Annotated in this window: 9 protein-coding genes; 2 read left to right on the top strand and 7 right to left on the bottom strand. The window is 69.2% G+C overall.

The genetic code is table 11. The annotated features are described in order from the left end of the window. Nucleotides 1-44 precede the first annotated feature (44 nt). Nucleotides 45-488: a hypothetical protein gene (locus C9I47_RS17400; protein WP_145985401.1), complete on the bottom strand. Its 444-nt coding sequence runs from the start codon at nucleotides 486-488 to the stop codon at nucleotides 45-47. A gap of 19 nt (nucleotides 489-507) precedes the next feature. Continuing rightward, nucleotides 508-1,338 (bottom strand): SEL1-like repeat protein, encoded by an 831-nt coding sequence (locus C9I47_RS17395; protein WP_145985400.1) that lies wholly within the window; start codon nucleotides 1,336-1,338, stop codon nucleotides 508-510. Nucleotides 1,339-1,598: 260 nt separating this feature from the next. Here C9I47_RS17395 and C9I47_RS01960 point away from each other — a divergent pair, with 260 nt between their 5' ends. After that, nucleotides 1,599-3,413, top strand: coding sequence for a monovalent cation:proton antiporter-2 (CPA2) family protein (locus C9I47_RS01960; RefSeq protein WP_111265241.1), 1,815 nt, complete (start codon nucleotides 1,599-1,601; stop codon nucleotides 3,411-3,413). 293 nt (nucleotides 3,414-3,706) lie between these two features. Here C9I47_RS01960 and C9I47_RS01955 read toward each other — a convergent pair whose 3' ends face one another. The 4 genes from C9I47_RS01955 to C9I47_RS01940 form a co-directional block, all read right to left on the bottom strand. Beyond that, nucleotides 3,707-7,078, bottom strand: coding sequence for an ankyrin repeat domain-containing protein (locus C9I47_RS01955; protein WP_111265240.1), 3,372 nt, complete (start codon nucleotides 7,076-7,078; stop codon nucleotides 3,707-3,709). Then, nucleotides 7,071-7,340, bottom strand: coding sequence for a YcgL domain-containing protein (locus tag C9I47_RS01950; protein ID WP_111265239.1), 270 nt, complete (start codon nucleotides 7,338-7,340; stop codon nucleotides 7,071-7,073). The genes C9I47_RS01955 and C9I47_RS01950 overlap by 8 nt, the downstream gene beginning before the upstream one ends. Before the next feature lie 192 nt (nucleotides 7,341-7,532). After that, entirely contained in the window at nucleotides 7,533-8,546 is a 1,014-nt protein-coding gene (gene cydB, locus C9I47_RS01945) for a cytochrome d ubiquinol oxidase subunit II (protein ID WP_111265238.1), read from the bottom strand. After that, nucleotides 8,546-9,958, bottom strand: a complete 1,413-nt coding sequence (locus C9I47_RS01940) for a cytochrome ubiquinol oxidase subunit I (protein ID WP_111267907.1) — start codon at nucleotides 9,956-9,958, stop codon at nucleotides 8,546-8,548. Before C9I47_RS01940 ends, cydB begins: the two co-directional genes overlap by 1 nt. Before the next feature lie 154 nt (nucleotides 9,959-10,112). On the opposite strand from C9I47_RS01940, the gene C9I47_RS01935 reads away from it, so the two are divergent. Further along, on the top strand, nucleotides 10,113-12,545 hold the full coding sequence (locus tag C9I47_RS01935; RefSeq protein WP_111265237.1) for a S9 family peptidase: 2,433 nt from the start codon (nucleotides 10,113-10,115) through the stop codon (nucleotides 12,543-12,545). Between the two features lie 176 nt (nucleotides 12,546-12,721). On the opposite strand, the gene C9I47_RS01930 is transcribed toward C9I47_RS01935, so the two are convergent. Beyond that, a complete protein-coding gene (locus C9I47_RS01930; RefSeq protein ID WP_111265236.1) occupies nucleotides 12,722-13,324 on the bottom strand; it encodes a TrbM/KikA/MpfK family conjugal transfer protein in 603 nt (200 codons plus the stop codon). Nucleotides 13,325-13,342 lie beyond the last annotated feature (18 nt).

Here is a 13,342-nt window from a genome sequence, read left to right as displayed (position 1 = left end):
ACGCCCCGCATCGCGGGGCGTTTTCTTTGGCGCAACGCCAACTTTTACTCGGGGTTCGTGACGACCTTGTCGGGATCGCCGACGACCACGGTTCCACTCCCGCCGGTACCGCCAGTGCCGCCGCCACAGCTCCCTACGCACCCGCCGCCGTCGTAGTTGCCGCTACCGCCTTCGTTGCCACCACCACCGCCACCGCTATCGCCGCCCTTCTGGAACTTTGCAATCTGCTGCATGCCGCCAATACCCCCCATGACCGAGGCCATGAGGTAGGTCGCGCACGTGTTTGAGTTACAAATAGTAACGGTGTCTCCATTGCGCCACTGCTCCACGCTGCCATTCACCACACTCTTGATGAAGGAAACCGTATCGGAATCCGGCGTGGCCCCGCTCAAGGTACAGGAGCCACAGTCGAAATCGCCATGATGAGCAGCAACAACAACCCCAATAGCAAGAACAGCCCCAACTCCAACAACAAGTTTCCTACTCACAAGCAGCCTCCAATTGCCGTCAATACTGCAGCGAAATACTTCTAGCCCGAGCCAGGTCCTCAGGCCCAAGTTCGCGCCCCCACAGCTCAAGATAGTGGGAGGCGGATTTCACTCGTCCTTTCTTTTCGACGACCAACATGTATCCATACGCAAGCGACAAATCCTTCTCCGCCAGCGTTCCATCGTGATACGCCATCGCTAGGTTAAAGAGAGCGGTCTCGCTTCCACTCCGCGCAGCCGACCGCAGATGCCGAAGCGCCTCTGTCTTGTATCTCGATATCTCATCCACATTGGCAACAATCTTCTCCGGCGTATCGAACTCTTCAGTAACAACGCCAAAAAAAAGCAACTGAGCCTCGACATTTCCCTGGCGAGCAGCTCTTATTATCCAGTCCTTTCTTTCGCCAATGCTTTCTGACCCAATTCCCTTGCACAGTCGCTCATCCTCGGCAATCTGGCCAACGATCGCCTCGACCGCCGCTGAGTCAGCGTTACGTGAAGCGTATTCCTCCAGCACATCCCGCTTTGTAGCGAGACTCCTGCAACGAGACAGGTCCTGATATATCTGGTAGGAGGCGAAGGCATTTCCTGATCGCGCCTCACCCACAAGTGCCGCACGGGTTCTCATGATGCTTTCCCGTCCAGAAATTATGCGCTCCACCCGCCGTTCGGGCTCTGATCGCTCTACGTGAGCGTTACTGCTTGCAGTCTCCGGGCCGGCTGGAGACTCGCCAGCAAGATCATCTTCATCGCGAGAGTTCAGGCCATATATCGCCAATATAGCGACTCCAACAGCAACAAAAGCAGTCAATAACTTGTGCCGCATGAAAACCTTCTTTATGAAAGACATACAACCACGGGATCACTCAATACTGCCACAGCGTCGCAATTCGAACCATGGAGACTGTTTCGCAGGCGTGAAGCACATGAAACGTCCCGAACCCATGCGGGGTTTAGGCGATTGAATGAGCCAATTACATTTGCTCCAGCTCCACTGACGGAGAAGGCACTCGCATATAGACTGACACCTACGCGGGCTGTTCCGTTTTCCAGTTCGCTCATCAATCCCAACGCGCCCCCGCCCTCATCCCCTACCTCATAGACACACCCATGCACGGACAAGGCCTGGAACTCGCACTCGTATTCCTGCTCGCCGCGGTGATCGCGGTGCCGGTGTTCCGGCGCTTCGGCCTGGGCGCGGTGCTCGGCTATCTGGCCGCCGGCGTCGTGCTGGGGCCGTTCGGGCTGAAGGTGATCACCAATGCCGAGCGGGTGCTGACCGCGTCGGAGATCGGCGTGGTGATGATGCTGTTCGTGATCGGCCTGGAACTGTCGTTGCCGCGGCTGAAGGTGATGCGCAGGCCGGTGTTCGGGGTCGGCGGGCTGCAGGTGCTGCTTTGCGGGCTGGCCCTGGCCGGACTGTCGACGCTGGGCGGACTCGGATTGAAGGCGGCGCTGGTGGTCGGTTTCGGCCTGGCGCTGTCCTCGACCGCGGTCGGCCTGCAACTGCTGGCCGAGCGCAAGTCGCTGACCGCGCCGCACGGACGGTTGGCCTTCGCGATCCTGCTGTTCCAGGACCTGGCCGCGATCCCGCTGCTGGCGGCGATTCCGCTGCTGGCCTCCGGCGGCGAGGGGGCCGGCCCCGGCTGGCAGGGCGTGGCCAAGGCGGTCGTCGCGATCGCGATCCTGGTGCTGGGCGGCCGTCTGTTGCTGCGCCAGTTGTTCCGCATCGTCGCCCGCTCGCAGATGCCGGAGGTATTCACCGGCGCCGCCCTGCTGACCGTGCTCGGCTCGGCCTGGCTGATGCAGGTCGCGGGGCTGTCGGCGGGACTGGGCGCGTTCATCGCCGGCGTGCTGCTGGCCGACTCGGAATTCCGCCACGAGCTGGAATCGCAGATCGACCCGTTCAAGGGCCTGCTGCTGGGCCTGTTCTTCATGGCGGTCGGCATGAGCATCGACCTGGACCGGGTGATGTCCGAACCGCTGTTCATCGCCGGCCTGGTCGCCGCGCTGATGCTGGTCAAGTTCGCGCTGATCTTCATGGTCGGCCGCGTTCCCGGCGGCCTCGACCGCAGCGAGGCGCTGCGGCTGGGCGCGGTGCTGGCGCTGGGCGGCGAGTTCGCCTTCGTGGTGTTCTCCGAGGCCGTGCGCGCCGGCCTGCTCGACATGGTCGCGCGCGACCGTCTGGTCGCCGCGGTCGGCGTATCGATGGCGTTGACGCCGCTGCTGCTGATCGCGATCTCCAGGGGCCTGGCGCACAAGCCCAGGGCCCAGCCCGAGCGCGAGGCCGACCCGATGCCCGAGGATGGTCGCCCGCAGGTGCTGATCGCCGGCTTCGGCCGCTTCGGCCAGATCGTCGCGCGCCTGTTGGCGATGCACCGGACCCCGTTCATCGTCATCGAGCACGATGTCGAGCAGCTGGAGTTCTCGCGCCGCTTCGGCAACCTGATCTACTACGGCGACCCGGCCCGGCCCGAGCTGTTGCGCTCCGCCGGCGCCGCCCACGTCGACGTGTTCGTGGTCGCGATCGACGACCCCGCCGAGAGCCTGCGGGTCGCCAAGGCGTTCCGCCACCTGTACCCGCGGGCGCGGGTGTTCGCCCAGGCCCGCGACCGCCGGATCGCCTGGGAGCTGATGGACCTGGGGGTCGAGCCGGTACGCGAGCTGCTGTACTCCAGCCTGCGCACCGGCGAGGCGGTGCTGCAGGCGCTGGGTGTGGCGACCGACACCGCACGCCATCTGGCCACGCGCTTCGCCGAGCACGACGAACGCCTGCTGCAGGCGCAACATCCGATCCACCATGACGAGGATGCGCTGATGCAGACCGTGCAGGACGCGCGCCGCGAACTGGAGGAACTGCTCGACGCCGATGCCGGCGAGGGCGTGCTGGCACGCGCCACCAAGGCGGAGCGGCCGCCCGGCTAAGAGCGCCTGGGGCGCATGCCGCTCCGGAACGGCGACATACGCCGCCGCTTCCTGCCCTGACATGTGTTGCGGGAGCCGTGCGAACCTCAAGCGGGACTCACCGGGCGCTTCCATCGCGGCTGACGCAGCTCCTGGGGAGCCTCTGATCGGTTCAGAGGTTCCGTGCGCCCGGGATGGCGCACACGCGGATCAGGCACACAAGGGCTTGATACGGCGTGAGCAAGGTCGAGCTTGGCTTGACCTTGCGACGCCTGAACAAGTCCAGGATGGATTTGTTCAGGCCTTGCCGGGGATCAGGGCTTGTCGCGCAGGAACCGCGCCATCGACACGCTCGAGGGCGATGCCGGGGTACCGAACTCGGCGGCGATATCGACGAACCCCCGCATCACCGCGATCTCGCGCGGCGTGCGGTTCAGCGAATCGCGCAGATCCGGGTCGGCGCCCGCGCGCAGCAGCCACTGCACCACCCCGACCAGGCCATGCAGCGCGGCCAGGTGCAGCGGACCGAAGCCGCGCGGATCGACCACGTCCAGATGCGCGTCGTGGTCGATCAGAAGCTCCATGCCGGCGATCAGGCAGTCCTCGTCGGCGGCGGTGCCCGGCTCGGCGCGCGCGCCCAGCAACAGCAGCAACGGGGTGACGCCGGCCGCGCTGACATCGGCATCGCCGTCGGCCAGCAGCAGGGTATCCAGCAACGCGACCAGTCGCGTGCGGTCGCGCGCGGTGAAGCCGAACATCGCCGCGCAGTGCAGCGGGGTGCGGCCCTGGGCGTCCACCGCATGGGCATCGGCACCGGCCGCCAGCAGCCGCCCGGCCATGTCGGGCAGGCCCAGCGCGCATGCCACCATCAATGCGGTCAGCTCGCCCGGCAGACGTTGCTCCAGCGGCGCGCGCGCCGCGATCAGGCGGTCGACGATCTCGGCATGACGCATGCTGACCGCCGCCGACAGCGGCGTCGCTCCCGAGTTCGCCGCCCGCTGCGGGTCGGCGCCGCGCGCGAGCAGCAGTTCGACCAACTCGGCGTGGCCGCCGCCGGCCGCGCGCAGCAATGCGGTGCATCCCTGGCTGTCGGTCGCGTCGACCGGGAAGCCCAGGTCGAGCAGGCGGCGGACCGCATCGGTATCGCCGACGATCGCCGCGGCCGGCACGTCGCTGTCGCGCAGCGGCCGCCGCGGCAGGGGCCAGCCGCGCCAGTCGAGCCAGTCGGCGAGGTCGCGGCGGCCGGACGACAGCGCAACGCCGAGCGGCGTCTGGCCGTCGGCGGCGAGCAGGTCCGGAGCCGCGCCATGGGCGACCAGCCGGCGCAGCATGTCGTCGCGGCCCAGCGCCGCCGCCAGGTGCAGCGCGCTCATGCCGTGGCTGTCGCGAACGTTGAGGTCGACGCCGCAGGCGAGCAGGCGCTCGAGCAGGCGCGTCCAGCCCATCCGCACGGCCTGGGTCAGCGGCGGGTCGCCGGTGTGAGAAGTCGCGAACGGATCGGCGCCGCGCTCGACCAGGGCCAGCGCGATCGGTTCGCCATGACGGGCACCGCCCTTGTCGGCCACGCAGGCCGCCATGAAGCGGGCCAGGCCACCGACACCGGCGGGCGTGTGGCCGTAGCGCAGCAGGATTTCGAGCTGGGGCCAGGCGTCCGGGCCATGGTCGAACCATTCGAACATCGCGATGTCGCCGGACGGATTGAGAACTCCGGCGTCGGCGCCGTGGCGCAGCAGCCATTCGACCTGCGCGGCGCCGGGCAGCGGCTCGATATGCAGCATGCGGCCGAGCTCGACCGCCGACATCAACCGCGCGACCGGTACGGCGCCGTGCTCGCGCCCCTCGGCCAGGGCGTCGCGCAACAGCGCCGCCGGCGGACGGTCGGGCAGCGGCGTCTCGCTCTCGCCGTCGACTTCGTCGCTGATGCACGCCGGCATCGCGTAAGCGGCATCCAGCGCCGCCACCAGCGCCCAGCGACCGGCCTCGGCGGCGCGGTCGACCGCGCGCTTGCCCTCGCTGTCGCGATGCTCCGGCGAGACGCCGAGTTCGACCAGCCGTTCGATCAGCGCCGGCGTGGTCGCATCGGCCATGCAGGCCAGCTGCAATGCGTTGCGGCCACTGGCATCCAGGGCGACGGCCTCGTCGGCGCCGTCGCGCGGCAGGTGCTGGAGCAGTTGTTCCAGCACCGCCAGGCGGCCGGCACGCGCCGCCTCCAGCACCGCGTTGTGGCCCTGGCTGTCGACCGCGGCGGGGTCGGCGCCGGCGGCGAGCAGCACCGTGATGATGTCCTCGTGGCCGGCCAGCACCGCCTCGTGCAGCGCGGTGCGTTCGCGCGCGTCGGTCGCGTCGACCCGCGCCTTCTGCTTGAGCAGCAGTTGCACGCCGACCGGATCGTCGTCCTCGCCGCTGGCGGCGGCCAACAGGGCGGGCCGGCCGTCGGCCGGATGCGGGCGGGCGCCACGCTCGAGCAGGAAGCGCGCCAGCCGCCAGTTGCCGCAGGCGCAGGCCACGCCCAGTGGCGACTGGCCCTCGTCGTTGAGCGCGTCGACATCGGCGGCGGCGTCGCGCAGCAGCGCCGCGACGCCCGGGTCGGAACTGCGTGCGGCATGGTGCAGCGGGGTGTTGCCATCGCCGTCGCGGGCGCGCGGATCGGCGCCGTTGGCAAGCAGGGTCATCACCGCATCCGGACGGCCGTGCCAGCTGTCGCGGGTCGCGGCGATCAGCGGCGTCATGCCGCCATGGGCGGCATTGAGGTCGACCCCCGCCGCGATCAGCTGGCGCAGCAGGCGCAGATCGGGCAGCACCGAGGCCAGTGCCGCCAGGTTGCGGCGATCGCGCTCGCCCGCCGGTGGCGGCGCGTGCGGATCGGCGCCGGCCTCGATCAGCTCCAGCGCGCGCTCGACCCGGCCACTGCGGGCCGCGGCGTACAGGGCCGGAACCAGGGCCTCCGTCGAAGGCGCCTGCTCGACCGGCTCCGGGGGCGCTTGCTCGGCTTCGGCGCCGGCCATGCCGTGCACCGGCAGCCCGCCGACCATCACCACCGGGTCGGCGTCGCGCAGCCGTTGCAGCAGCAGATGCAGGGCCGGCGAACCCAGCGCCAGGACCACGGCAACCGCCCAGCGCCAGGCGCCTACCGGAAGCCCCGGCCAGGCCAGCAACACGACCAGCAGCAGCGGCACCAGCACCGCGACCGCGGCCGCCAGTCCGCGCCAGGCACCGGGCTCGACCTCGGCCAGCGCGCGCCAGGCGGCGGCCAATGAACCGCCGTCGCGCTCGATCCGCTGCCATGCCGGCCAGATGCGCCACAGCGCGATCAGGGCCAGGCCGACCACGGCGCTGACCGCCAGCGCCGCCGACAGCGTGCCCTCGGCGATCAGCGCCGACAGCGGCCAGGCCAGCAGCAAGGCCAGGACGATGCCGGTTCCGCCCCAGGCCATCAGCAGCGGCAGTCCGTCGCCGCGCCAGTCCGGGGTCTTGCGCACGGCGCCGCCACGCCAGCGGCGCACGGCCAGCGCATAGGCCGGCTGCGCCAGGACGCCTGTCAACGCGGCCACGACGCCGCCAAAGCCGCTCAGAACGGCCAGCAGCGCGCCCGCCGCGACGGCAAGCAGCAACCCATGGTCCGGGCGCGTCGAACCGGCCGTCTGCGCGGCCTTGCCGGGTCGTTCCGGACGAGCCTGCTCAGGCATCGGTGCCCCAGTCCTCGGTCATCGGGTCCGCCACGGTCGGCGGGAATTGCAGGTGGAAGCCGCGCGTGGTCAGGTTCTCGCGGACCACGGCCGGATCCTCCTGGGCCAGCTTGCGCCCGGGTCCCAGCCCAAGCTCGAGCACGAACGCCAGCGAACCGAGCTGGGTGCGCAGCGGCTCGGGCAGGCGGGCAAAATCGTCGCGCGCGGCCAGATACACATAGGTGTCGGCCTTGCGGAGGCTCTTGTAGACGTAGGCTTGCATCGTGGGCGACGGCGGGCCGGGAGACCGGTCCGGATAACGGCTGCGACGTGATGATGCGCACAGCATACCCGCCGGCACGGCCGGCTTGAACTCGGTTGCGCGACGGTTGTCGCAGCCGGCATGGCCGAGGCCGGGTCGCGGTTCAGGCAAGCCCGCGGCCGACGCCGCCCCTACCGACAACCGGCGCTCGGCTCAGTGATACCCCGCGTCGGCGGCGATCTTGCCCCTGAACACGCTGTACGACCACCAGGTGTAGCCGAGGATCGCCGGCAGCAGCACGACCAGGCCGGCCAGCACGAAGCCCTGCGAGGCCGGCGGCGAGGCGGCGTCCCAGATCGTCAGCGACGGCGGCACGATGTACGGCCACATGCCCAGCACCAGGCCGGCGAAACCCAGCACGAAGAAGCCCAGGGTCAACAGGAACGGCATCCCGTCGCGGCCCTCGCGCACCACCGCCCGCCACATCGCCCAGGCGGTGGCCAGCACCAGCACCGGCACCGGCGACAGCCACAGGAAGTTGCCGCCTTCGAACCAGCGCGCCATCACCCGCGAGTCGAGGAACGGCAGCCAGGCGCTGACCAGGCCCATGAACACGACCACGACCAGCACCAGCGGCCGGGCCAGGGTGCGCGCGACCTTCTGCAGGGCGCCCTCGGTCTTGAGGATCAGCCAGCACGCGCCCAGCAGCGCGTAACCGAACACCACCGCCGCGCCGGTCAGCATCGAGAACGGGCTGAACCAGTCGAACGCGCCGCCGACGTACTTGCCCTCCTGCAGCGGCATGCCCTCGACCAGCGCGCCGAGGATCACGCCCTGGGCGAACGCCGCCAGCAGCGAGCCGAGCGAGAACGCCGCGCCCCAGGCGCGCTTGGCGCGCTGCGCCTTGAAGCGGAACTCGAAGGCGACGCCGCGGAACACCAACGCGATCAACATCAGCAGCACCGGCAGATACAGCGCCGACAGCACCACCGCGTAGACCTTGGGGAAGGCCGCCAGCAGGCCGGCGCCGCCGAGCACCAGCCAGGTCTCGTTGCCGTCCCAGATCGGCGCGGCGGTGTTCATCATGTGGTCGAGCTGCCCTTCGTCCTCGGCGAACGGCGCCAGGATGCCCAACCCGAGCACGAAGCCGTCCAGCAGCACGTACATCAGCACGCCGAAGCCGATCACGCCGAACCACACCACCGGCAGCACGGTCTGCATGTCCATCACGCACCCTCCTTCGCGGCGGTGTCCTCGATCGATTCATCGGGCACCGACAACGGTCGCATCGGGGTCTTGTCGACCGCGCCCGGGGAAGGCGGCGACTGCGGCACCGGTCCCTTGCGGACCAGCTTGTACAGGTACCAGATGCCGGCGCCGAACACGATCGCGTAGGCCGCCGCATAGATCAGCAGCGAGGCCATCACGCTGGCGCCCTCGATCGGACTCACCGCGTCCGCGGTGCGCAGCAGGCCATAGATCACGTAGGGCTGGCGGCCGATCTCGACCACGTACCAGCCGGCCAGGATCGCGACGAAGCCCGACAGGGTCATCGCCCGCCATCCGGCCAGCACCCAGCGCGTGTCGTACAGACGCTTGCGCCACCATGCCCACAGCGACGCCAGCACCAGCAGCAGCATCGCCACGCCGAGGCCGACCATCACCCGGAAGCTGTAGAACACCGGCTTCACCGGCGGCCGTTCGCTGGCCGGCACCGCGGTCAGCGGCTCGATCTCGCCGTCCAGGCTATGGGTCAGGATCAGGCTGCCCAGGCGCGGGATCGCGACCTCGTAATCGTTGCGCTCGGCCGCCTCGTTCGGCACCGCGAACAGCACCAGCGGCACGCCCTCGCCCTCGGGCTTGTGCTCCCAGTGCGCCTCCATCGCCGCGACCTTGATCGGCTGGTGCTCGCGCGCATTGAGTCCGTGCAGATCGCCAACGAAGATCTGCACCGGCACGGTGATCGCCGCGAACAGCACCGACATCCGCAGCATCCGTGTCGCCGCCTCGCGATGCGTGCCCCGGTACAGGTAGCCGGCGCTGACGCCGCCGATCACGAAGCAGGTGGTGATGAACGCCGCCAGCACCATGTGCGCGAGCCGGTACGGGAACGACGGATTGAAGATGATCGCGGTCCAGTCGGCCGGGTGGAACACGCCGTCGATCAGTTCATGGCCCTGCGGCGTCTGCATCCAGCTGTTGGCGGAGATGATCCAGAACGTCGAGATCAGCGTGCCCAGCGCGACCATGCAGGTCGACAGGAAGTGCAGCTTCTCCGACACCCGGCCCCAGCCGAACAGCATCACCCCGAGGAAGGTCGCCTCCAGGAAGAACGCGGTCAGCACCTCGTAGCTCAGCAGCGGACCGAGGATGTTGCCGGCCTGCTCGCTGAGCACCGCCCAGTTGGTGCCGAACTGGAAGCTCATCACGATGCCCGACACCACGCCCATGCCGAACGAGACGGCGAAGATCTTGGTCCAGAAGAAGTAGAGGTCGCGCCAGACCGTGTCCCGGGTGCGCAGCCAGCGACTCTCGACGAAGGCCAGCCAGCTGGCCAGTCCGATCGTGAAGGCGGGAAACAGGATATGGAACGAAACGACGAATCCGAACTGGATCCGGGACAGCAGCAATGGGTCCACTGGACGTGCCTCCACGGCACGCGGAGGAGGTGCCGCGGCTGGTCATTATCCTCTTGCCGCGCGCGCGGCGAAAGTCGGCCATGACCGATGGCCCGATCCGGCACAGGTGTCGCCTGCTACGCTGCGACGGTTTTCCTGCCGGAACGTCGATACGATGCGCCTTTCACTGTCCCGCCTTCCGCTCGCCACGGTGCTCGCCGCGGCCCTGGTCGCACCGCCCGCCCTGGCCGGCGACGACACCCCGACCCTGACGCCGTCGCAGCCGCTGACCCTGACCCAGGCGATGGCCGACCCGGACTGGATCGGACCGCCGGTCGAGGCCGCCTGGTGGGCCTGGGACGGCAACAGCGTGCAGTACCGGCTCAAGCGCGAGGGTTCGCCCGTGCGCGATACCTGGCAGGTCGCCGCGAGCGGCGGCGACCCACGGCGCATCGACGGCGCCGACCGCGCCGATCTGGACGCCCCAGGCGCGGTTGTGGACGCGCAACGTACACGGGCCGCGTTCGCGCGCAATGGCGACATCTTCGTCCGCGACCTGCGCAGCGGTGCGCTGACCCAGGTGACCCGCAGCGACGCCGCCGAATCGCGCCCGCAATGGAGCCGCGACGGCAATCTGGCGTTCCGCGCCGGCAACGACTGGTTCCAGTGGCGCGCCGGCCAGGGCGTCAGCCAGGCGGCCCTGGTCAAGGCCGAGGACGATCCCGGCCAGGCGCCCGGGCCCGACGACCTGCGCGACCGTCAGTTGCGCCTGATCGAGACCCTGCGCGATGAGCGCGCCCAGCGCGACGCGGTGCGCGAGCAGGAGGACGCCTGGCGCGCCGCCGACCCGACCCGCGCGCCGAAGGCGGCCTACCTGGGCAAGGATGTCGTCATCGAGGACAGCGCGCTCTCGCCCGACGGGCGCTGGCTGCTGGTGGTGACCGCGCCCAAGAACGGCGATGCCGGCCAGGGCGGCAAGATGCCCAAGTACGTGACCGAGTCCGGTTACGAGGAGTTCGAGGAAGTCCGCACCCGGGTCGGCCGCAAGGCGCCGGCGCCGCACCGGCTGTGGCTGGTCGAAACCGCGACCGGCCAGGCCGGCGAGCTGAAGTTCGCGGCCCTGCCCGGCATCGGCGACGACCCGCTGGCGGCGCTGCGCAAGGCCGCCGGCCAGGAGCCGCTCAAGGGCGAACGCGCGGTGCGGGTCGAGACCGACGGCGACGGCACCGGTCCCGCGATCCACTGGAGCGACGACGGCCGCCACGCCGCGGTGCTGCTGCGCGCGGTCGACAACAAGGACCGCTGGATCGCGACCGTGGCGCCGGCCGCGGGCCAGGTCGACAGGGCCCGGCTGCAGACCCGTCATCGCCTGACCGATCCGGCCTGGATCAACTGGCGCTACAACGACTTCGGCTGGACTCCGGACGGCGCGCTGTGGCTGCTGTCAGAGCAGAGCGGCCACTCCCACCTCTATATCAGCGAGGACGGCGGCAAGCCGCGCGCGCTGACGTCCGGCGATTGGGAAGTGTCGCAGCCGCAGCCGTCCGCCGACGGCCGTACCTTCTACTTCACCTGCAATCGCGACTGGCCGGGCGACTACGAGGTCTGCGCGGTCGATCGCGATGGCGGCGGCGTGCGTGAGGTCACCGCGCTGGATGGCGTGGAGAACTTCGTGCTGTCGCCGGACGGTCGCCGCCTGCTGGTCCGCCACTCCGACAGCTACCTGCCGCCGCAGCTCTCGGTGGTCGGCAGCGACGGCGGCGACGCGGTGCAGCTGACCGATACCCGCAGCGAGGCGTTCAAGGGCCGCGACTGGATCGAACCCGAGTACGTGCAGGTGCCCAGCCGCCATGGCGCCGGCCGGATCTGGGGCAAGTTCTACGGCCCGCGGACCTACGAGCCGGGCCGCAGGTATCCGGTCGTGATGTTCGTGCACGGCGCCGGCTACCTGCAGAACGTGCACGACCGCTATCCGGCCTATTTCCGCGAGCAGATGTTCCACAACCTGCTGGTGCGCGAAGGCTACATCGTGCTCGATCTCGACTACCGCGCCAGCGCCGGTTACGGCCGCGACTGGCGCACCGCGATCTACCGGCAGATGGGCCATCCGGAACTGGAGGACTACCTCGACGGCCTGGAATGGCTGGTCGCCCAGAAGCAGGGCGACCGCGATCGCGCCGGCATCTACGGCGGCAGCTACGGCGGCTTCATGACCTTCATGGCGCTGTTCCGCGAACCGGGCGCGTTCAAGGCCGGCGCCGCTCTGCGACCGGTCACCGACTGGTCGCAGTACAACCACGAGTACACCTCCAACATCCTCAACACGCCCGAGCTCGACCCCGAGGCCTACCTGAAGTCATCGCCGATCGAGTACGCCGATGCGCTGCAGGACAACCTGCTGATCGCCCACGGCATGATCGACGACAACGTGTTCTACAAGGACTCGGTGATGCTGGCGCAGCGCCTGATCGAGCTGCGCAAGGACAAGTGGGAGCTGGCCAGCTACCCGCTGGAGCGCCACGGCTTCGTCCATCCCGACAGCTGGTACGACGAATACCGCCGTATCCACGAGCTGTTCAATCGGGTGCTGAAGGAAGGACGGGACTGAAGCCTCGGCCGGCGGAGCCCTCCCGGAGCCGCCGGCCGGGCTCCGGTCCCGGCTCGAAAGCGGTCGCGGCCGCAGCGGCGCAAGGGTCGCCACGATCTGCGATTGCGATCTCCAGAAACGACGATCCCGGGCCAGCGATGCTGACCCGGGACCGATGGAACCGCAATGGCGGACGGTTACCTGGAGTTGCCGAAGAACATGCCGCCCCTGCGCTCGCGCTCACGCGCCTCGTCCTCGCGACGGATGCGCTCGTTGTACGCGGCCAGAGCGGTGTCGTACTCCTGCGGCTCGACCCAGTGACCGCCCCGCTCGGGAACGCCGACATAGCGGGCCGTGGTGTCGTCCAGGTCGGTGTACTCGTGCCGGGTGTAACGGTTGCAGTACTCGGGAATCTGGTTGCGGATGTAGAACTGCCGGTCCTCACGGTCGCCGTACCAGTCGCGCAGGGTCACGTTCAGCGACCTGGCGTCGCAGCGTCCGGCGCCGCGCGAGATCGCACGCACCAGATCTCCCATCTGCGGGGTCTGGTTCGACACCGGGCACAGCTGCAGGAAGTTCAGGCGCGCCTTCAAGGTATCCGACAGCTTCTTCTTCTTGATGCCGAAGTAGCGCGAAAGCGACGGCGAACACTCGCTGGGGCGCGAGCCCGAGGACAGGCACAGGATGGCCTCGCAGGCGGCCCCCTGATCGCCACCCAGGACGTCCTGCGCGCTGGCCGCGCCTATCGACCCCAGGCTCCCGGCAAGCGCGATTGCGGCAACCAACAGTTTCTTCCTCATGATCAGACACTCCTTTGT

Origin of the sequence: Marilutibacter maris (assembly GCF_003233695.1) — a bacterium.
In the GTDB taxonomy this organism is placed as follows: Bacteria; Pseudomonadota; Gammaproteobacteria; order Xanthomonadales; family Xanthomonadaceae; genus Marilutibacter; species Marilutibacter maris.
The sequence above is the reverse complement of the archived record's forward strand: the minus strand, read 5'-3'. Positions and strand labels throughout refer to the sequence as shown.